Below are 22,062 nucleotides of genomic sequence, written 5' to 3' on the forward strand. Positions count from 1 at the left end.
ACATTTTAATCCCTCTGATATAATTTTATCTAAGACTAATTGATACTAAAATTATATTTAAGAAATGTGAATACTCTATGAAACTACTTCGTCATTTAAAAGTAAAACGTTACCTTATTTTGGCTTTTACCCTACCGGCTATCCTTTTGGCTTTGGCAATCGTATTTTTGCAACCCACGCACAATCGTGCTAAAGTACAAGTCAAGGTAGCTACTAAGTAGTCATCATCAAGCAAAACCAAGTTTTCGTCCAAGTCATCTAGCTCTAGTTCATCGTCATCTTCAACAAGCTCAAGTGAATCTTCGTCCTCAAGCTCCTCGGTATAACTATGAGCCACCAACAACTGATACCGACTCAAATAGTGATACCCCAAGCTATACAGATCCTGCCTACGGCTCAGATATTAGCTCTACTGCAACCGAATAGAGAGAAAGATTATCATGAAAAAGAAAATATTGTTATTAGTAACTGGCTTATCTAGCCTAGCCCTTTTGGTAGCCTGTTCAAATCAGTCTAATCATTTATCACAAACAAATTCTGCCTCATCAGTAGAGCAGTCCCAATCAGACGGGAGCGAAAGCGAAGACTCAAGTTCAAGTGAAGAGAAGAAAGTAGATACCTCTGCTTATGAAGACATTATCAGCAAGTATCAAACAGCTGTAGCTGACAATCAAACTGACGCTTCAATTAATCCTTTGGTGGTGACCTATGCTCGTTCTCAAACGAATCCGGCGTCCACTGTCTATGCTTATTATGATATGGATGGTAATGGGTTGACGAGTTGGTGTTTGCTTTTAAACCTGGAAATGTCTTTAAAGACTATATGATTACGGATATCTACGCTATTTCTAAGGATGATGGTCAGGTGATTCGTCTGACTGATGGTTTGCAATTGGGAATGTTAGGTGAGCGTATGACCTTGGCTTACCTCAAGGATAAGACGTTTAGCTACTATGGTAGTGTCGGTGTCACGGCAGGCGGTGGTTCAGGTTACCACTTTAATAATGACGGTCCCTCCTCTTGTCAAAAACGACAGTGATTCAGGTGCTGAAAAAGCAGATCTTTCTAGTTGGGATTGGGAGGATTTGAGTAGTGATGAAAGTAATAGTAGTTCTAAAACATCATTGGAAGATAAAACAAGCTCAAGCTCACTTAAGGCTGATGAACTGAAAAATGGTAACTATAAGTCAGCTGTAGGCACATGGAAGTCCTCAAATGGAATGACCATCAAAATTACTTCGGATGGACAATTGGAACTTTGGGGGAATGCTTATCCAATTGATAAGGTTTCACAAAGTCAATATGTGTCTGGGATATATAGTTTAACTTATATTGATTCCATTCCGACAGGTAACACACCCCAATTGAGCTTTGTCCTAAAGGGGTTAGCGATGGAAGTGATGCTGGAGATAACAGTAAGGACCGAATTTTAGCGACTAATGGGATGCCTTCAGAGAAAAGTTATTATTACAGAGTAGACTAATTTTTGAGTACTAATATATCAATCATAAAGCCAGGCCTAGGGTCTAGCTTTTTTGACTTCCTAACAACTTTCAAGTCGAGACAATTTCTCTGTTCTTATGCTATAATAAAAATTATGACTAATGAATTTCACCATGTAACTGTTCTTTTGCACGAAACTGTTGATATGCTTGATATCAAGCCTGATGGCATCTATGTAGATGCGACTTTGGGTGGCGCAGGACATTCGTCTTATCTTTTGTCACAATTGTCTGAAAAGGGACATTTGTATTGCTTTGATCAAGACCAGAAGGCTATTGATAATGCTCAAGTGCGTCTCAAGGACTATATTGATAAGGGCATGGTGACCTTCATTAAAGATAATTTCCGTAATCTCAAGTCCAACCTTGAAGCTTTGGGTGTGTCTGAAATCGATGGTATTCTCTATGACTTAGGCGTGTCTAGCCCGCAGTTGGATGAGCGTGAGCGTGGTTTCTCCTACAAACAGGATGCCAAGCTGGATATGCGCATGAATGAGGAGGCAAGTCTGACCGCATATGATGTGGTCAATACCTATCCTTACAATGATTTAGTACGTATTTTCTTCAAATACGGTGAGGACAAGTTCTCTAAACAAATTGCACGTAAGATTGAGCAAGTACGTCAGGTAAAACCTATCGAGACGACGACGGAACTGGCAGAAATTATTAAATCAGCTAAGCCTGCTAAGGAATTAAAGAAGAAGGGCCATCCAGCCAAACAAATTTTCCAAGCCATCCGAATCGAGGTCAACGATGAGCTTGGTGCTGCGGATGAGTCTATTCAGGAGGCTTTGGATCTCCTAGCTGTGGATGGTCGTATTTCGGTGATTACCTTCCATTCTTTGGAGGACCGGTTGACTAAGCAGCTTTTTAAGGAAGCTAGCACGGTAGATGTGCCTAAAGGCTTGCCCTTTATTCCCGAAGACTTACAACCTAAGGTAGCTCTGGTTAATCGCAAGCCTATCCTACCTAGTCAGGAAGAATTAGAAGCCAATAACCGCTCGCACTCTGCTAAGTTGCGTGTGGCTAAAAAAATCAGGAAGTAACTATGGAAAATAAGGAACGTCAGATTGTTAATAGGGCTATTAGAAACCATATTCGTTTTATGACACGTATGGAAAAGGCCTTCTATTCGGCAATTGTTTTGACAGCTATTGTAATGAGTATCTCAGTCGTCTATTTGCAAGGACGTAATCAAGCCATCAAGAATCAAATCACAGACCTTAATCGCAAGATTAGTGACGAAAAGACAGAGCTTAACAATGCTAAGCAGGCAGTAAATGAGTTAACTAACTCTGATCGTATCAAAGAGATTGCCACTAAGGCAGGCCTGTCTATTAATAACGATAGTATTAAGAGTGTGAAATAGCAAATGAACAGACTTAAAAAACTTAAACATTTATTTCTAAACTATGTCGTAAGGGATAGGAGAAAGCCAGCTCAAAACCGACAGCATGTTGGTCAGAACCTGATGGTTCTCAGTATTTTTATCTTTTTTGTTTTTATTATCAACTTTGTGGTAATTATTGGAACCGATAGTAAGTTTGGTGTTGATTTGTCAACACAGGCTGCTAAGTCTTATAAAACGAAAACCACAGTGGCGGCCAAGCGTGGGACGATTTATGACCGAAATGGGAATGTTTTGGCTGAGGATTCAACCAGTTATTCCATTTATGCTATTGTATCAACCAGCTATGTGTCACCAACTCGGGAAAAACTCTATGTACAAGAGAGTCAGTTTGATAAGGTTGCCGATATTTTGAAAGACAAGCTAGGAATTAAAAAGAGTTATACTTTGGCTCAATTGCGTACCAAGGGTGCCTATCAAGTATCCTTTGGACTAAAAGGAAAAGGAATCACCTACTCTGTCAAAGAGGACCTTGAAAAGACTTTTAAGGATGCAGGTATTAAGGGGATGGCATTTGAGGCAACAACATCACGTATGTACCCTAATGGCATCTTTGCATCAGAGTTTCTTGGTCGTGCTGAACCTATTGAAAATAAAAAAGATGGTTCTTATTCTTTGATTGGTCAAACGGGTTTGGAGCGTTCGCTTAATAGCTTGTTGACTGGGACAGATGGGGAAGCTATCTATGAGAAGGATAAAGACGGTAATACGCTTCTGGGTACGGAAACGATTACCAAAGAAGCAATCGATGGTAAGAATATCTATACGACTTTGTCGGCCCCCCTTCAGACCTTCTTAGAAACGCAGATGGATACCTTTATGGAGCAGACGCAAGGTGTCAATGCTTCAGCGACAGTTGTTAATGCTAAGACAGGTGAGATTCTTGCAACGACACAACGTCCGACCTATAATTCTGATACTCTTGAGGGACAGGCTAAGAAAAACTATGACTGGGTTAACCGTCTTTACGAAGCTCAGTATGAGCCTGGATCAACCATGAAGGTCATGCTCTTGTCAGCTGCTATTAACAATGGAAGTTTCAACCCGAATGCGACCTACAGTAATGCTAATGGTATTAAGGTTGACGACGTTGAAACTAATGACTGGTCAATCAATGAGGGTATCTCAACAGGTGGTACCATGACATTTGCTCAAGGCTTCTCTTATTCAAGTAACGTTGCTATGACCATGCTAGAACAAGAGATGGGAGACAAGGTTTGGTCTAACTACTTATCTCTTTACAAATTTGGTCTTCCTACCCGTTTTGGGATGGTCGGTGAGTCCTCAGGGGTTGTCTCTCGAAACTCTGTTAATATAGCTCAATCATCATTCGGACAAGGGATTTCGGTGACTCAGGTGCAGATGCTTCGAGCCTTTACCGCTATTTCAAACAATGGTATAATGCTAGAACCTCAATTTATCAAACAAGTTGCCGATACTAACCAAGGCACAGTTCGTACAGCGAAGAAGGAAGTTATCGGTAAGCCAGTTTCTAAGCAGGCTGCCTCTGAAACGCGTAACTATATGATTTCCGTTGGTACGGATCCAGAGTTCGGTACCCTTTACAACAAGTCTGAAGGTTCACCAATCATTAAGGTTGGTAACTATGATGTTGCGGTTAAGTCAGGAACAGCCGAAGTGGCCGATGAAAAGACAGGAACCTATAAAGTTGGGACCAACGAAACGCTCAACTCAGTTGTAGCTATGGTTCCTTCTGATGATCCACAATATGTTATGTATGTAACAGTTCAGGAACCTAAGACTTGGGATAATAATTTTTATGCAACTGTGGTGAACCCGGTTTTGGAAGAAGCCATGTCTATGGGAGACACCCTAGATACTTCTGTGTCTGAAGGTAGTGAAAAGACCGAGGAAACGAGCTATCAAACCGGCGATATTATCGGTAAGAGTACGGGCGAGACAGCTAACACCCTTCGTCAAAACTTGATTCATCCGATTGTTCTGGGTGTTGGTGATAAGATTGAGAAGGTTTCTGTAGATTCCAAAGCCAATATCAAGGCTAATGAACAGATTCTTATCATGACCAATGATTTCACAGAACTTCCAGACATGTATGGTTGGACCAAGAAGAACGTTGAAACCTTTGCCAAATGGAAAGGCATTAAAGTTACTTATAAGGGTGGCAAGTCAGGGACTGTTACCAAACAAAGTGTTGCGGCAGGAAAAGCCCTGTCTAAAACCAAGAAGATTACCATTACTTTAGGAGACTAAGATGACTATGAGTCTGATAGCAGGTGTGGCCGCCTTTGTGTTGACGGTGCTCGCCATGCCTCACTTTATTACTTACTACAAAATCAAGAAAATCGGTGGCCAACAAATGCATGAAGATGTGAAGCAGCATTTGGCTAAGGCTGGGACACCAACTATGGGAGGGACAGTCTTCCTAGTGGTTGCCATCTTGGTTAGCTTGATTTTCAACTTCCACGTCTTTAGCGAGGGACACCAAGCCTATGGTGCTACAGCGGGGATTCTCTTTGTAATTTTGATTTATGGAATCATCGGTTTCCTTGATGATTTCCTTAAGATTTTCCGTCAAATCAATGAGGGACTTAAACCTTGGCAAAAAATGGCCTTGCAGATTATTGCGGGTTTACTTTTCTACTTTATCCACGTACTCCCTAGTGGGACAGATAGCCTAGCTATAGGTGGATTAACCATTCATCTCGGTGTCTTTTATGTTCTCTTTGTCCTATTCTGGATTGTTGGTTTCTCAAATGCTGTGAACTTGACAGACGGTATTGATGGTTTAGCTTCTATCTCTGTGGTTATCAGCTTGATTGCCTATGGGATTATCGCTTTTGTCAAGGGTGAGTTCGCTATCTTGACTATCATTATCACTATGATTGGGGCACTTCTTGGCTTCTTCGTCTTTAACCACAAGCCAGCCAAGGTCTTTATGGGAGATGTCGGTTCCTTGTCACTTGGGGCTATGCTTGCGGTTATCTCTATTGCCCTACGTGTAGAGTGGACGCTACTCTTGATTGGTGTGGTTTATGTCTTTGAGACAGCTTCTGTTATGCTACAGGTCAGCTATTTCAAATACACTAAGCGTAAGTATGGTGAAGGTCGTCGTATTTTCCGTATGACACCATTTCACCATCATCTCGAGTTGGGTGGTATCTCGGGTAAGGGTGAGAAATGGTCAGAATGGAAGGTTGATGCTTTCCTTTGGACTATTGGAGCTCTTGCAAGTTCCATTACCCTTTGGATGGTTCTTGGAAACGTTATGAAATAAATGAAAAAGAGCAGAAATGCTCTTTTTCTGTTATAATGATAAGGGTAGACTAGATAGAAAAGAAGTAAGAAAAAATGTCATTTAAAGATTTTAATTTTAAAGACTATATTCAAGAGGCTCTCGACGAGATTAAATTTAAGGAGCCAACACCTGTTCAGCAAAAATTGATTCCAGTAGTCCGTTCTGGCCGTGATTTAGTGGGTGAATCAAAGACTGGTTCAGGGAAGACACATACCTTCCTATTGCCAATTTTTGAGAAGCTTAATCCAGAGAGCAGGGATGTTCAAGTTGTTATCACAGCTCCATCGCGTGAATTGGCGACACAGATATATCAGTCGACAAAACAGATTGCCAAACACTCTGATACAGAAATTCGTGTTGTTAATTATGTCGGTGGTACGGATAAACAACGTCAGATCGAGAAACTTAAGGTAGCCCAACCGCATATCGTTATCGGGACACCAGGGCGTATTTATGACCTGTTTAAGTCTGGTGACTTGGCTATCCACAAGGCACATACTTTTGTCGTTGACGAGGCCGACATGACCATGGATATGGGATTCTTGGCTACTGTGGATAAGATTGCGGCAAGTTTTCCTAAGGAAGTTCAAATTTTGGTCTTCTCAGCAACCATTCCTCAAAAATTACAACCATTCTTGAAGAAATATTTGACCAATCCTGTCATGGAACAAATCAAGACTTCAACGGTGATTGCGGATACCATTGATAACTGGTTAGTATCTACCAAGGGGCGCAACAAGAATGGACAAATTCTTGAGATGCTTAAGGGGATGCAGCCATACTTGGCAATGATTTTCGTTAATACCAAGGAACGTGCGGATGATTTACACAGTTATTTGGTATCAAACGGTCTTAAAGTAGCGAAAATTCATGGCGGTATTCCACCACGTGAACGTAAGCGTATCATGAATCAAGTTAAGAAGCTTGAATTTGAGTATATTGTAGCGACTGACCTTGCAGCGCGTGGAATTGATATTGAAGGGGTTAGCCATGTTATCAATGACGCTATTCCTCAAGATTTGTCATTCTTTGTTCACCGTGTAGGACGTACTGGACGTAACGGCTTGTCAGGAACAGCAATCACCCTTTATCAACCAAGTGACGACTCAGATATTCGTGAGCTTGAAAAGATGGGGATCACCTTTGAACCTAAGGTCTTTAAAGATGGTGAGTTCCAAGATACCTATGACCGCGACCGTCGTGCCAACCGAGAAAAAGCCTATCAAAAACTTGACACGGAAATGATTGGTTTGGTTAAGAAGAAAAAGAAAAAAATCAAGCCTGGTTACAAGAAGAAAATTCAGTGGAAGGTTGACGAAAAACGCAAACGTGAACGTCGTGCAGCCAATCGTGCTAAGGGACGTGCTGAACGTAAAGCTAAGAAGCAAAGCTTCTAAGCTTGGCTTTTAGATAAAGGTAAATTTAGATTAAAAAAATTTAAGAGGTTGAAACTATAAAGTTTCGGCCTCTTTACTTATTATTCATCTTTTGAGCCGAAGGTCTCACTCCCCAAGCCTTATGACTACAAAGATTTAGGTGTTTTTATCACAGTGGAAAGCCTTAGTTTTTAGAAGATTTTCTTTAAAAGTAAAAGAACTTGTAAGTTCTAAGCTGAATCAACTCTCAAAATTATAATTTCACTACTTTTTGTTGGCTTCCCATCTATAATAAAATCATAGCTTTAAGAAAAGCATAAAACAAAATAGTTTAAAGAAGGTTTTTTTCATGACAACAAAAATCATTAACAATTTTAATTCACTTAATTCCGAAGACCTTTCTATTATTGAAGGTGAGGGTGTGATTGGTTGTGTAGCTGGGGCTGCTGGGATCTCCTGTGCTTAGATTTTTGACTGGAATATCAGTTGGAACCCATACATTACCGATTGTTGGGACCATTCAGGTGGGGTATTTGGGGCATGGTCAGGAGCCGGTCTTGGAATGGCTACATTTTGTGGAGTTTAGTTAGAAATTTGAAAGAACAAAATGATCCGTGCGTTTTTATTTGTGTGTGTTTCATTCTAGCAAGTTGCTATCAGTTGTGTGTTCCTCATCATTGGTTCATTACAATGATAGATGTTTTAGGAGTTACAGGTTTTGTAGTCCTTATCTATACTAAAAAACATCATTACTCATAAGCCTTTCAGTAATTAAAAAATTGGATAGCAAGGAGCATCGTCTCACATATAAAAACTTGGCTGAATGAATGTCAAGTTTTTTTGTGGTAAAAGTGCTAAAATAGAAGTCATGAAAGACAAGATTAGAATTCTCCATATTAATGATTTGCACTCTCATTTTGAACAGTATCCACAACTCAAGCGGGCTGTGGATGATTTGAGTCAGACGGACAGAGAGTTGATTAAGGTAGATCTTGGGGATAATGTGGATAAGTCTCATCCCTTGTCAGATGCGACAGCTGGGCGTTTTAATATAGCCTTGATGAATGAGCTGGGGATAGACTATGCGACTATTGGAAATAATGAGGGGATTGGTCTAGCTAAGGATGAGCTAGACTGTCTTTATGAGCAGGCTCAGTTTCAACCGATCATAGGAAATCTCAAGGATGAGGAGGGACAGCCTGAATGGGCCAAGCCCTATCTTGTTCACAAAACTAAAGCTGGTACAAAAATTGCTTTCTTGGCCTATACCTTTCCCTATTACCTTACCTATGCTCCCAATGGTTGGCAGGTGTTAGAGCCTATGGCTAGGTTGGAAGAGGATTTGGCCCGCTCTGAGGTAAGGGATGCAGACCTAGTCATAGTACTTAGCCATCTAGGTGTGCGTTATGATGAGCAGATTTCAGAGACTTATCCACAGGTCAACCTTGTTATCGGAAGCCACACCCATCACCTTTTTGAAGAGGGCAAATTGATTAATGAGACCTATTTGGCAGCTGCTGCTAGATATGGCTATTTTCTTGGCTGTATTGACCTAACTGTGGAAAATGGGCAATTGATAGCGTGTCAGATCGAGGCTATCCCCACCAAGACTTATATCTTGGATTTGGACAAGGAGGACGAATCCTTTATCAAGGCTATGCGTGAGGAAGGCCATCGTCGTTTGGCCCAGGAAAAAGTGGCTAATCTAGGTCGAAAATTAAATTTTAATGAGACCTGTCAATTGGTTTTACAAGCTGTTTGTCAGGAGACAGATAGCCAGTTAACGCTTTTGAATACAGGACTTATCATGAAAACGCTAGGTCCTCAAGTGACAATGGCAGACCTTCAAGAAGCCCTTCCCCATCAGATGCGGATGGCCCGTCTATTTGTGACAGGGCAAGAACTAAAGGAAATTTGTCGTGAAGTTTTTACCAAGGCTGAACTCCTTAAAAACCAAGCTATTAAAGGTATGGGCTTTAGAGGTAAGGTATTTGGTGAGCTAATTACAGGGAACTTTGCTTACAAAAACGGTAATTTGTTGTATAATAGTAGGGTTGTAGATTCCAATGAGAAGTTTAGTTTGGTCCTTGTGGATCAGTACTACTTTTCTTCTTACTTCCCTACAATCAAGAAAAAGGAAGTCACGCTTCTTTTTCCAGATTTGTTAAGGGAACTTGTGGCCAAGTATCTAAGAAATCATTGTGCTGATTGGGATAAGAGATAAGAACATTATCACTGCATCAGGATAAAAAATAAGAGAGCAGAAAGGATGGCACATGCGTAAAGAAATCTTGCCAGAAATGTTTAATTATAATAAATATCCAGGGCCAGACTTTGTGTATGTGGCCGACCTTCTGAAATCAGATGCCTATCAGTTTAAGGTTCTTGAAAATCACAAGGATGCTTTAGACGCTACCCGCTTTGGGCAACGTTTTTCTGAAATCATGCTCAAGTATGACTATATTGTTGGGGATTGGTCTAATGACCAGCTTCGCCTTAAGGGATTTTACGAGGACGATCGTCCCAATACGCGTAAGACAGATCGTATTAGCCGATTGTCAGAGTATTTACGCGAATACTGTGCCTTTGGTTGTGCCTACTTTATTTTGAAAAATGAAGAGCCGCAATTAATCGTCTTTGAAGAGGAGACAGAGCCTCGTCGCAAGTGTCGTCGTTCTAATAATCGTCGTAATTCTTCTCAGGAATCTAGAGAGAAGGAGCATAATGCTTCTCAAAAGAATAAGGGACAAAAAGTTTCTGCTAAGCAAAAGCGGGATAAGTCCAAACGAGGAGACAGGGACCAAGAAGGGGCAAGCTTTGAGAAAGTCAAGCGTCGATCTAAGTTTAAATCTAGGTCCGAGGATGGTAGTCGTGAGCGAAAGCCTAACTTCAAGAAGAGTCAGAAGAAAGCTTCAAAAAATCAAACCCCCTCACTGAAAAAGCAAAGTAATGCCAAGTCAGATGGTCAGCATTTTACAATCAGAAAAAAAGGAAATTAAACTATGTCAGAAGTAACAACACAATCAAAACCAGAACGTCGTAAACGTCAGAAATTAGAGGATATGGAGGGCTACAAACCTTCAATTTACGGTCTTACTCGTGATGAGTTGATTGACTGGGCTATGGAACACGGTGAAAAGAAATTTCGTGCTACTCAAATTTGGGATTGGCTCTACAAGAAGCGTGTGCAGTCTTTCGAAGAAATGACCAACATTTCTAAGGACTTCATTGCTAAATTGAACGATAATTTCTGCATAAACCCATTAAAACAGCGTATCGTTCAAGAATCAAAAGATGGTACAGTTAAGTATCTTTTTGAATTGCCAGATGGTATGTTGATTGAGACTGTTTTGATGCGTCAACACTATGGTTTGTCTGTCTGTGTGACAACTCAGGTTGGATGTAACATCGGTTGTACTTTCTGTGCTAGTGGCTTGATTAAGAAACAACGTGACTTGACTGCTGGTGAGATTGTTGCTCAAATCATGTTGGTACAAAAGTACTTTGATGACCGTGGTGATGGTGAACGTGTCAGCCACGTGGTTGTTATGGGGATTGGTGAACCTTTCGATAACTATGACGGTTCTGTTGCAAAGTTTTAAATCTACTATCAAATAAGGTAGAATAATAGAAAAAGATAGCAGGAGGAATGACGATGAATCATTTTAAAGGAAAGCAATTTCAGCAGGATGTGATTATTGTAGCCGTGGGCTACTATCTTCGTTATAACCTTAGCTATCGTGAAGTTCAAGAAATCTTATATGATCGTGGCATTAACGTTTCTCATACGACGATTTATCGTTGGGTGCAAGAATATGGCAAACTACTCTATCAAATTTGGAAAAAGAAAAATAAAAAATCCTTTTATTCATGGAAAATGGATGAAACGTACATCAAAATTAAAGGAAAATGGCATTATTTGTATCGAGCCATCGATGCAGATGGTTTAACCTTGGATATTTGGTTACGTAAAAAACGGGACACACAAGCAGCCTATGCTTTTCTTAAGCGGTTAGTGAAGCAGTTTGATGAACCGAAGGTTGTAGTCACAGATAAAGCCCCCTCTATTACAAGTGCCTTTAAGAAACTAAAAGAATACGGCTTTTATCAAGGGACAGAACATCGTACCATTAAATACCTGAATAATTTGATTGAACAAGACCATCGTCCAGTAAAGAGACGCAATAAATTCTATCGAAGTTTACGCACTGCCTCACCCACGATTAAAGGCATGGAAGCCATCCGAGGATTATATAAGAAAACCCGAAAAGAAGGCACTCTCTTCGGGTTTTCGGTCTGTACTGAAATCAAGGTATTATTGGGAATCCCAGCTTAAATCATAGATACCGTAAGGGATTTTATTCTTTATTTAAAACTTTGCAACAGAACCGAAATTATAGTGCCTAATTTTATAACACGCATCTTTCATGTCAAAAAATTACATTAAGTATGTAAAAAATTATCATTAAGACAACTGTTTTGTATAGTATAATAGAATATAAAAAATAATAGGGAGAGTTTAACCAAAAATGAAACACTATTGTGACAGAAAAGAAATTTTTTCACTACGAAAATATAAGGCTTATGGAACACAAACGGCTCTTTTAGGAGCAGTTGCCGTAGGATTGCTTATTACACCAACTCTCGTTCGTGCTGATGTAATACCTGATACTTCAACTGGAACGGCTTCAGTCACAACACCAGTTACCAGTGATTCAACCGCAAGTAGTGTATCAGCTATCATGACACCGGCTGAAAGCACTGCTCAAAGTACTTTAACAACGACTACCAGTTCAGAAGCAACAACATCGCTTGCGATCGCCTCAAGCGATACGAGCACGACTGCTACAAGTTTAACAACGGCTTCAGTCACAACACCAGTTACCAGTGATTCAACCGCAAGTAGTGTATCAGCTATCATGACACCGGCTGAAAGCACTGCTCAAAGTACTTTAACAACGACTACCAGTTCAGAAGCAACAACATCGCTTGCGATCGCCTCAAGCGATACGAGCACGACTGCTACAAGTTTAACAACGGCTTTCAGTCCGTCAAACTTATCAACTTCAATAGTTTCAAGTACGTCAGCGACGATCAATTCAAATACCCTTACTTCAGTCGCACCAAAACCTGCAGGAACTGTACGCTTACTAGCTACTGTTACACCTAATCCTGCTACAAGTATGAATATCACTCGGATTGATACAGGAAAAGCGACAAATGATTTTACGGATTTAACGGGAAAAGCGGTCGCTTTAAGCACCAATCTTACCGTATCAGACACTGCGACTACTATTTCAAATGCTTATGTCCTTTTTACTTTTACAGATACTTATGCGGGTGGCGATATTACCAATCCTAAAATTACAGGGTTAAATAATCAAGTCGCCACTAATCTAGGTAATGGGGTCTATAAGTTGCCACTAGGTACTGTTATTTCAGGGTCTACTTTTTCTCTCCCTATCATTGTTGGAGGCTTAACGACTGACAATGGAAATGTGGAAAATGGCACGAGTATTACGGTTTTAGCACAACTCTATGATGGAAATGGTGTACTTCAAAACCAAACTAGTCAGGATGTGACCTATAAAACCTTAACGGATCTACCAACAGTTTCAACTTCTTTGACAAGTAATGATGCTGGTACTTATAATGGTGCACAGATAGTTGGCTATATTGATGATGCGACAGGAACTCGCTATGGCCGTTCGACACGAAACTATAATCTTTATGCGGATGAGACTTTTAAAACAAAATACACTACTTTCTTTGGAAGTTTAAATAATAGTGTATATGGTGGATTGGCAGACGGGTATACTGTTAGGGTAACCATTCCAAGTGATCAGATTGGAGAGTGGGCTATTCGTGATCCAATGAACTCTGGTTTCTTTACATCCGTAGATTTCGCAACAAAAGGTTATTTTGATATTTCTATAGATGGCACTGGAACTGCTACACTATTTCAAAATTTCAGTTCCTTTTTTGAGATGGTTTATACAGGAAATACATTAGATGTTCCTGATTCTTTTTTTACAATCTCAGTTTATAAAAATGGACAAAAAGTTTCAGAAATACCTGAGATGACATATTCACATAAGAATATTTGGGTTCATAAAGCCATTCCAAATGAGCGTTTAATGCGGGTAACTACATTAATAAATTTCGATAATTACTATAATGATACTAACAATAGGCTAACTAATAGTTCTGATTATGGGAAATACGTTTCACTAGCTCCTATCTCAAAAACGGCTTATCTTGTCACGGAGACAACCTTTGAAAATGCAACTCCATATCCTAATGAATTTGGAATTCCAGTTTCGAATTTAGGTTATACCGTTCCAACACAGGTAGATGGGGGTAATTATTTTCCAAATGTAACGAGTATTATTATTTATGGTTCTTCTCTAAACTCAGATCTTATTAATAATGGTCACTTGTACTATCTTGATAAATCTGGTCAACGTCATGATCTTGGGACTTATGCAAGTTATGCTTCTCTTATTCCGAAACCTATTATAAAAGATGCTATTTATGTTGGGTTGGACTTAGGTGGCTTTATTCCATTATATGGTTCGGTTACTTTCTGGACTTTTCAGAGTAGAGACACCTCAACTCCTTTTGATACTAAGAATGATTTAACTTCTTATTCTTATACTACTCAGCCAAGTTTTTACACGAATATTAGAGATTCTAATGCATATAAATATACAGCAGATATCACTTACCAACCTAATTTTAACAATCTTGATTCAAAAATTAATATCTACAAATCTAATTTTGCAGCGATGATTGATGAGGTTATTAATTTTCAATCATACATAGAGTTAACTCCTATTGGTGCTTTAGTGGAAAAAAAGGGAGTTATTTCAATTAGTAATGTCAATTGGAGACGAAATTTTTCTTATCCAATTAATGATGCAACAGCATATATTTTTATTGCAGTACCAACAAATCTTTCGATAAGTCCTTTTACAGACCCATATCCAAGTAATTTAACTTTCAGTAATAATTTAATATTAAAAGAAATCATTCGAAATAAGGAAGGAAAAGGTCTGGATTATTATATTTATGATATCAAAAACGATATCTTACAAGTTAATTTTCAAATGGGTATTAATTATACGATTAATCAGGAAATATTTTACAAAAATTTAACGGATGCTGTTTTAAATAGCACTGTCGCAACAGGAACGGTCTTCAAAGCCAATAGTCGCTTTGTTGGAAACGAAGTAGACCCACTTGATTTTGATGGGGATGGGAAAACGAATGCCTCAGGCACCGATCGCGGTGATATATTTGTCGTGTCTACATCACAACCCTTCTCGGCAATCACACCAAAAGCTCTCTTTGTTTATGATAAGTCTTTAGGTGGGGATGGCCTGGCAGACTTTAATAAGAGTGATGTTTATCCTGGTAGTACGGTGACCATCAGTCCAGAAATCGCGAATACCACTGATGTTACCTATAAAGATATGACCTTGGTCACAGCTCTTCCAAGTGTTGGGGACTTGGTGTATGCTGGGGATAAGAGTCGAGGCAGTCAAATAAGTCTGACATTAGTAGGACCAGTCACTGCAGTACCAGGTTGGACAGCCACTTATTGCACAACAAAACAAGCTTCTGGAACAGCTGTATCCGACTTAAGTGATTGGAAAGATGCCTCTCAAATCACGGATTGGTCAACGGTGACCGCCATTAAATGGGTATCCGATAGTTCTGTCGTCTTATTGAAGGGACAGAGTATTCGTCTACCTTATCAATTAAAGATTCCGTCAACTGCTAGGATAGGACAATCTTTCACCACCACTTCTGCCCTCGCAGTCAATGGGTCAACTTCTTTTCTTGAGGGTTACCGTTCGGTGACAACGCTTAAAACCTACCCAATGACTGTCACTGGTCGTATCTATGTGGATAAGAACGTAGATGGCTCTTATGAGACCACTGATAGTGGTAAAGATGGTTTACTACTTTATTTAGTTGATAGTAATGGCAATCAAGTTACCGATAGAAATGGTATCTTAATCCCAACAATAACTTCTCCAGATGGGACCTATATGATTAGTGTTCCTTATCCAGATACGAATTATAGTGTCAAGGTCGTCTCTCCTCTAACAGGACTAGCTTATGAAACGGGCTATAGTGGTATCAGCTCTAGTTTAAATCTTAACGAAACCAATAATACAGCTGTCAGAGATTTCTTACTTCTTGAAAAACAGGTTGCCCGCTTTATCTTTATTGATAAGACAGATGGTAATAAAGAGTTATTACGCCACGATAGCACAGGTTTAACAGGTGATGCGATTGGTTATGATGCCAAAGGGCAGTTAGATGCCTACTTAGCACAGGGATATGTGGTGGACAGTCAACCTACAAGCTATGATCCAAATCAAATCTATACCGCAGATGCTAGCGATTTAGAAGAGTTCATCTATGTTCTTGTTCACGGCACAAAAGCTGTGTCAGAAACAGAATCAGTAACGCGTACTATTAACTACATCTATGGCAAAGACCAGTCCCAAGCGTCCCCAAGTGTGAGTGAGACGGCCCACTTTAACCGGACAGGGACACGTGATCAGGTCACAGGAGTGGTCACTTATAACCCATGGGTCAGTAGTGATAGTACCTTCAATGCCGTAACAAGTCCTGTTCTCACTGGCTATAGCGCTGATAAACTCAGTATCGGTTCAGAAACGGTTTCAGCGACGGATGCGGATCTTGTTCATGTTGTTACTTACTTGCAAGAAGGACAAAATGCACGCTTTATCTTTATTGATAAGACAGATGGTAATAAAGAGTTATTACGCCACGATAGCACAGGTTTAACAGGTGATGCGATTGGTTATGATGCCAAAGGGCAGTTAGATGCCTACTTAGCACAGGGATATGTGGTGGACAGTCAACCTACAAGCTATGATCCAAATCAAATCTATACCGCAGATGCTAGCGATTTAGAAGAGTTCATCTATGTTCTTGTTCACGGCACAAAAGCTGTGTCAGAAACAGAATCAGTAACGCGTACTATTAACTACATCTATGGCAAAGACCAGTCCCAAGCGTCCCCAAGTGTGAGTGAGACCTTGAGATTTAAGCGTGTAGGAATACGTGATAAGGTCACAGGAAATATTATTTTCGAGGCTTGGATGACAGACGATAACAAGTTTGATGAGGTTATTAGTCCGAAACTAGCAGGATACAGAGCTGACAGATTAAAGGTAGATGCAAAATTAGTAGATGCGACAAGTTTAGATAGTGAAGAGTTTGTTATCTATACTCAGGAAGCGGTACCACCGAAACTAGTGGTACCAGTTCAGCCTAGTCCGTCTAATCAGTCTACTCCATCAACGCCATCAAAGACGGTAGAAGGTAATATCAGTCATCAAGTTGTACTTCCTCATACCGGAGATAGTGATAGACAAGCAAGTATAGTTGGACTGATGAGTTTAATGACAGCAATGCCATTATTTGTATCTCACAAAAGAAGAAAGAAATAAACAACTGAATAATTTAACTAATTGTTAATAGGCTCTTTGTCAACTGTAGTGGGTAGATGAAAAGCTAAGATCTAGAGAGTATCAAATTGGTACTCTCTATTTTGATGTTCAAAGCAATCAAAATACGTGTTTTAAAGTTTTCAAAGTTCCGAAATCCAAAAGCATTACGCTTAATGACTTTAATAAGATTGTTAGTATCTTCTAGCTTAGCATTAGAGTAAGATAGTTCCAAAGCATTGATAATCTTGTCTCTGTCCTTAAGAAATGTTTGAATGACTGATGCAAATAATGGGTTAACAGTATTATGAAGTGACCCCCAAATGTTAGACTAAATTGGAAAGGTTATAATAAACTAGACACAAAGTTAAGAGAAATCGTGGAAAGGTTTATTATGGCAAGAAGAAAATTCGATAAACAATTTAAAAATTCTGCAGTAAAACTCATTCTTGAAGAAGGTTACTCTGTTAAAGAAGTCAGCCAAGAGCTTGAGGTTCATGCCAATAGTCTTTATCGCTGGGTTCAAGAAGTTGAAGAATATGGAGAAAGTGCTTTTCCAGGCAATGGGACAGCCCTAGCTAATGCCCAACATAAGATTAAATTGTTAGAGAAAGAAAATCGTTATCTTCAGGAGGAACTTGAACTTCTAAAAAAGTTCCGGGTCTTCTTGAAGCGAAGCAAGTAAAACGTTTTGAATTTCTCTTGAAACATCATGGGAAGATAAAAATTAAGCATGCAGTAAAAGTTCTTAAGGTTTCTCGCTCAGGTTTCTATGAATACATGCATCGTCGTCCTTCAAAACAACAAGTGGAGAGAGAAATTCTCTCAGAGAAGATAAAAGCTGTCTTTCATGAGCATAAGGGACGCTATGGTGCGGTTAGAATTACCAAGGTACTTCATAATACTGGTATTATGACCAACACGAAACGTGTTGGGAAACTGATGCACTTGATGGGACTTTATGCCAAGGGAAGCCGTTATAAATATAAACATTACAACAGAAAAGGAGCTTCGCTTTCAAGACCCAATTTAATTAATCAGATCTTTAAAGCAACATCTCCTAATAAAGTATGGCTGGGAGACATGACCTATATCCCTACCAAAGAAGGCACCTTATACTTAGCCGTGAATATCGACGTTTTTTCACGTAAGATTGTAGGCTGGTCAATGTCTTCACGGATGCAAGATAAACTGGTGAGGGATTGCTTCTTACAAGCTTGTGGGAAAGAACATCCTCAGCCTGGCTTGATTGTCCATACTGATCAAGGGAGTCAATATACAAGCTCTCGTTATCAATCTACTCTTCGTCAAGTCGGTGCTCAATCTAGCATGAGTCGTAAAGGAAATCCCTATGACAATGCAATGATGGAGTCTTTTTATAAGACGCTAAAGAGGGAGCTTATTAATGATGCTCATTTTGAGACAAGAGCTGAGGCTACTCAAGAAATATTTAAATACATTGAGACCTATTACAATACAAAAAGGATGCATTCAGGTCTTGATTACAAGTCTCCAAAAGACTTTGAAAAATATAATTCTTAAATTCTCTTAACTCCGTGTCTAGTTTTTCGTTGACTTTCCAATTAGGCGACGGCCTTGTTCCTCATTTCAAGAGGGGCAAGGCCGTTATTGCGCTCTTGAAAACGTTGATGATTGTAAAAATAGATGTAGGCATCAATATCTGAAACTAGCTCCTCAAAAGTCTTATACTTCTTCAAATCATAGCACTCCGTCTTAAAGTGCCCAAAGAAACTCTCAATTGGTGCATTGTCAATACACTTACCAACACGAGACATGGAGCGGGTCATCTGATACTGGGTAGTTAAACGGTAATAATCTTTCGAAGTATACTGCGAACCTCGGTCGCTGTGAATTAATGGTGTCGCATTAGGATTAGCTTTTTGTGCTTTACGAAGTGTTTCCAATACCAATTCGTTATCATTAAATTGACCAACTACATAGGCGACAATTGAGCCGTCGTAAAGATCCTTAATAGCACTCAAATAGGCTTTACAGCTGAAACCGTACTTCAAGAAAGTCACATCTGTACACCATTTCTGATTTGGAGCAGTGGCTGTAAAATTACGATTGAGAATGTTGTCCTCTACATTGACAAAGCTAGTTTTAGTACAATAGCCCTTGGCTCTTCTGATAATGGAACGTAGACCTAGAATGTGCATCAAGCGTCGAATCCGCTTCTTGTTGTAGTTTGTTTCAAGCTTGCGATTGACAAATAGCGTCATACGACGATAACCAAGAATACCATTATGCTGGCTATGAAGTTTCTTGATGATATCCATCAAGCCTAAATTTTCCTGTTCAGAAGTTGTTTCTTGATGTTGTAACCACTTGTAATAGCCTGAGCGAGATACCTTTAGAATATGGCACAAGTGGCTGATAGAAACCTCTTCATACTCATCCGCATATTCTTTAATCGCTTGGAAGGTTTCCAAGTGCCGACCAAGTCTTACCGTCGGTTTCGTCGTTTGATTTCTTCTAACTTTTTTAGCAGGCCGTTCTCCATTTCAAGATACTTAATCCGCTCTTCCTGTTGCTTGATTTTGAGGCGTAACTCTTCTTCTGGAGTAAGGTTTGGTTTACTTGTAAGACCTTTTCCACGACGATCTAGGAGACCGTTAGAACCGTCCTTCTCGAACTTTCTGACCCAAGAATAGATCTGCTGGTAGGAAACACCATACTTCTCAACAGTCCCTTGGTAATCTTTCTCGTGGGCAAGGGTAAAATTGACAATCTCAATTCGTTCTTCAAATGTTGTCTTGCGTCCTTGCTTCATGCGTCTCATTCCTTTACTAGTAGCTTTCAGTTCTTTACCACTAGTATAACTTTTTATCCATGATCTGAGAACATAAGGGTCAGAAATTCCATATTTTTTGGTCAGATCTTTGAGACTTCCCAAGCCATTAAGATAGTCGGAAACAGCTTGTTCCTTTAGTTCCTTACTATACTTCTTCCATTGACGGCTTTCCTCTAGCCCATCAACACCAGCTTCTTTGTACTTCCGAACCCAGTTCGATAGGGTGTCTTTAGAGATACCTTGGTTTCTAGTTAACCAACTAAGTGATTTACCTTCTTCCAAGTGAAGCAGAACAATTTCTAGTTTCTCAGATACAGATTTTGGACTTCTTTTGGACATAATAAGACTCCCCTTATAGTTTCTAGTGAAAATTTTTATTTTTTCACTGTCCACTATAAGGGGAGTATATCATGGTGATAGTGGGATTTTTTATATTCTTACCATTCGGGACGTATAGTCACTTTTTGGGACGTTAGCTTCTATGAGAGTTGTAAATTGTTAAACTAGACTAAGTAATCGAAAGGAGTTTATGATGAGAAAAAGGACATTAACGCTATGGCTGATGAGTTCAGCCTTGTTACTGAATCTATCGGTAGGAACTGCTTTAGCGGATGAGGTGGTAGAAACGGGAGCTGATAATTCTCCAAAGGTTGAAGCAACCGAATCTACTCCAGTAGAACAACCATCAGATAGTCAGGAGCAGTCGCTTCCTGAAGATAAAGAGGCACCAGCAGCGACTGAATCAGTAACCTTGGCTGAGTCTGAGGAGGAGACTGCAAATGATATCCCAGCAGTATCTCGTGAGGAATACGACGCTAATGTTGCTGATTTACCTAAAATAAGTTTAGATGATGTGCGTAATGCCTTTACCGAGGATGGTCAGGCACATACGATTTATTTTGGACGTGGAACCTGTTACTATTGTCGTCAATTTTCACCAGAGTTGAAGGTCTTGAACCAACTGATGGATGGTCGTTTAGAGTATTACGATATAGATCGTGAGGATTTTGACCGAAACTATGTGTTTGGTGAGATTGGTATTCCAGGTACACCTACACTACTTTATCTGGAAAATGGTCAGCTATTATCAGGATGGGTTGGTGGTGGACCTGCTCAAACAGTTTATGACCATTTAGCCAGCTCTAGTCCACGTTTTATGACTTTGAATCAGGAACAAACAACCATCTCTGAACCTCAAACTAAAACTGTTCGTCCTACACGAGTAACCGAAGAGAGTACGAAAGAGAAATCTTTGCCAACTGTTCAACCACAGCCGATGTCAACGGTTCAGAAGGAACTGAACGCTCAAACAGGGCAAATGGCACCAATGACTGATAAAGTAGCAGACACAAAAGAATTCCCTAAAACAAATGACGGTGAGCAATCACTTGTCTCTTTTGTGGGGGCATTAGCAATCTTAGCTTCACTCATGTTAGCACTGAGATATTATATTAAATAGGTTAAAAGATTGAGTATCTCCCTCAATTTTTTTCATTTTGTATATGAATGACCATTCAGGACGTATAGCCACTTTTTGTGACGCTGGCTTTTAAATGACTATCAGTGTGCTATACTAAAGATGTGATTGAAAAATTAGTTGAAAGAAATAAGGAGGTTTTCTTAATGAAAGGACTTAAATGGTTTGCAGGAGGCAAAGAGAGACAAGAACAAGCAGTAGCTATCATCGATGAGGTAATTGAAACTATTGGAGATAAGCCAGATTATGCTGATTTGAAGCAGGTCCTGCACTCCTACCGAACGGAACTTGCAGACTCTCGTTCAGCCACTCCCTATATCTTAAGCAGGATGTCACTGGAAATATCCAAAGTGGTCAGAAAAGACCAGCTAACCTTGTCTCCCTGTATCGAGGAGCGAATGGCAGAGTTGCGAAAATTGCTAGCGATTCGTTATGGCTATTGATGTCATTAGGGAGGATTTCTTGGTTTTAAGGTTGAGTTGTCCATTGAGAAAAGGAAGATGGAGCAAAAAGGTTCTTTTCCAATCTGTTGAGGAGCAGAGAAAGAACCTTAAGTCCTAGTTATGATTATGACAAGCGGACAAGTGATTGTGATAAAAGGTGAGTGCGATGCCTTATCTTAACCGACTTCGTTCAGGAAAGTTACTTTATTTACAACTCATGGTTGTTGCCTAAGGTTTGATAGATGGCAATATTGGTTTAGAATTATTATATAA

Annotated in this window: 17 protein-coding genes and 2 pseudogenes; 16 read left to right on the forward strand and 3 right to left on the reverse strand. The window is 39.7% G+C overall.

The window, feature by feature from the left end; all coding sequences use genetic code 11:
* Positions 1-109: 109 nt before the first annotated feature.
* Complete coding sequence (locus tag MHH90_RS01665) at positions 110-373, reverse strand: hypothetical protein (RefSeq protein ID WP_164926319.1); 264 nt, start codon at positions 371-373, stop codon at positions 110-112.
* Between the two features lie 67 nt (positions 374-440).
* Here MHH90_RS01665 and MHH90_RS01670 point away from each other — a divergent pair, with 67 nt between their 5' ends.
* The 13 genes and pseudogenes from MHH90_RS01670 (at position 441) to MHH90_RS01730 (ending at position 17,057) form a co-directional block, all read left to right on the forward strand.
* Positions 441-827, forward strand: a complete 387-nt coding sequence (locus MHH90_RS01670; RefSeq protein ID WP_011681587.1) for a hypothetical protein — start codon at positions 441-443, stop codon at positions 825-827.
* A complete protein-coding gene (locus MHH90_RS01675) occupies positions 824-1,039 on the forward strand; it encodes a hypothetical protein (protein WP_011681586.1) in 216 nt (71 codons plus the stop codon). The genes MHH90_RS01670 and MHH90_RS01675 overlap by 4 nt, the downstream gene beginning before the upstream one ends.
* Complete coding sequence (locus MHH90_RS01680) at positions 1,005-1,433, forward strand: hypothetical protein (RefSeq protein ID WP_011681585.1); 429 nt, start codon at positions 1,005-1,007, stop codon at positions 1,431-1,433. Before MHH90_RS01675 ends, MHH90_RS01680 begins: the two co-directional genes overlap by 35 nt.
* Before the next feature lie 164 nt (positions 1,434-1,597).
* Positions 1,598-2,548, forward strand: coding sequence for a 16S rRNA (cytosine(1402)-N(4))-methyltransferase RsmH (rsmH, locus tag MHH90_RS01685; RefSeq protein ID WP_014621931.1), 951 nt, complete (start codon positions 1,598-1,600; stop codon positions 2,546-2,548).
* A gap of 2 nt (positions 2,549-2,550) precedes the next feature.
* Positions 2,551-2,871 (forward strand): cell division protein FtsL, encoded by a 321-nt coding sequence (gene ftsL, locus MHH90_RS01690; protein ID WP_002948801.1) that lies wholly within the window; start codon positions 2,551-2,553, stop codon positions 2,869-2,871.
* Positions 2,872-2,874: 3 nt separating this feature from the next.
* Entirely contained in the window at positions 2,875-5,142 is a 2,268-nt protein-coding gene (pbp2x, locus tag MHH90_RS01695; RefSeq protein WP_167401594.1) for a penicillin-binding protein PBP2X, read from the forward strand.
* Position 5,143: 1 nt separating this feature from the next.
* Positions 5,144-6,166 (forward strand): phospho-N-acetylmuramoyl-pentapeptide-transferase, encoded by a 1,023-nt coding sequence (gene mraY / locus MHH90_RS01700; RefSeq protein ID WP_167401593.1) that lies wholly within the window; start codon positions 5,144-5,146, stop codon positions 6,164-6,166.
* Positions 6,167-6,240: 74 nt separating this feature from the next.
* Positions 6,241-7,584 carry a DEAD/DEAH box helicase gene (locus MHH90_RS01705; RefSeq protein WP_113870481.1) on the forward strand — a complete coding sequence of 448 codons (1,344 nt, stop codon included), beginning with the start codon at positions 6,241-6,243 and terminating at the stop codon, positions 7,582-7,584.
* Positions 7,585-8,431: 847 nt separating this feature from the next.
* Positions 8,432-9,787 carry a bifunctional metallophosphatase/5'-nucleotidase gene (locus MHH90_RS01710; RefSeq protein WP_113870501.1) on the forward strand — a complete coding sequence of 452 codons (1,356 nt, stop codon included), beginning with the start codon at positions 8,432-8,434 and terminating at the stop codon, positions 9,785-9,787.
* A 52-nt stretch (positions 9,788-9,839) separates the two neighbouring features.
* The gene (locus MHH90_RS01715) at positions 9,840-10,562 is read left to right on the forward strand and encodes a YutD family protein (protein WP_113870482.1); all 723 of its coding nucleotides are present in this window, start codon (positions 9,840-9,842) and stop codon (positions 10,560-10,562) included.
* Between the two features lie 63 nt (positions 10,563-10,625).
* Positions 10,626-11,162, forward strand: a pseudogene (locus MHH90_RS01720) (23S rRNA (adenine(2503)-C(2))-methyltransferase RlmN); the annotation flags it as partial.
* Between the two features lie 56 nt (positions 11,163-11,218).
* Positions 11,219-11,899 carry an IS6-like element IS1216 family transposase gene (locus MHH90_RS01725; protein ID WP_013646119.1) on the forward strand — a complete coding sequence of 227 codons (681 nt, stop codon included), beginning with the start codon at positions 11,219-11,221 and terminating at the stop codon, positions 11,897-11,899.
* Between the two features lie 193 nt (positions 11,900-12,092).
* Complete coding sequence (locus MHH90_RS01730) at positions 12,093-17,057, forward strand: mucin-binding protein (protein WP_340725749.1); 4,965 nt, start codon at positions 12,093-12,095, stop codon at positions 17,055-17,057.
* A gap of 64 nt (positions 17,058-17,121) precedes the next feature.
* On the opposite strand, the pseudogene MHH90_RS01735 reads toward MHH90_RS01730, so the two are convergent.
* Positions 17,122-17,355, reverse strand: a pseudogene (locus MHH90_RS01735) (transposase); the annotation flags it as partial.
* 93 nt (positions 17,356-17,448) lie between these two features.
* Here MHH90_RS01735 and MHH90_RS01740 point away from each other — a divergent pair.
* A protein-coding gene (locus tag MHH90_RS01740; RefSeq protein ID WP_144239074.1) for an IS3 family transposase occupies positions 17,449-18,596 on the forward strand; the annotation gives its coding sequence in 2 pieces (ribosomal slippage) (positions 17,449-17,701 and positions 17,701-18,596; 1,149 coding nt in all).
* Between the two features lie 41 nt (positions 18,597-18,637).
* Here the strand turns inward: MHH90_RS01740 and MHH90_RS01745 are convergent.
* Positions 18,638-20,208, reverse strand: a protein-coding gene (locus MHH90_RS01745) for an IS3-like element ISSth1b family transposase (protein ID WP_113870474.1) whose coding sequence is annotated in 2 segments (ribosomal slippage) — positions 18,638-19,563 and positions 19,563-20,208 — 1,572 coding nt in all. Because the reading frame shifts where the segments join, the coding sequence is not laid out codon by codon here.
* 193 nt (positions 20,209-20,401) lie between these two features.
* Here MHH90_RS01745 and MHH90_RS01750 point away from each other — a divergent pair.
* Together MHH90_RS01750 and MHH90_RS01755 are read left to right on the forward strand one after the other, a co-directional pair.
* Positions 20,402-21,328 (forward strand): thioredoxin family protein, encoded by a 927-nt coding sequence (locus MHH90_RS01750; RefSeq protein WP_084829083.1) that lies wholly within the window; start codon positions 20,402-20,404, stop codon positions 21,326-21,328.
* A 164-nt stretch (positions 21,329-21,492) separates the two neighbouring features.
* A complete protein-coding gene (locus MHH90_RS01755; RefSeq protein WP_004197070.1) occupies positions 21,493-21,789 on the forward strand; it encodes a bacteriocin immunity protein in 297 nt (98 codons plus the stop codon).
* Positions 21,790-22,062: the final 273 nt, after the last annotated feature.

Origin of the sequence: Streptococcus sp. FSL E2-3488 (genome assembly GCF_038003585.1) — a bacterium.
Classification (GTDB): Bacteria; Bacillota; Bacilli; order Lactobacillales; family Streptococcaceae; genus Streptococcus; species Streptococcus thermophilus.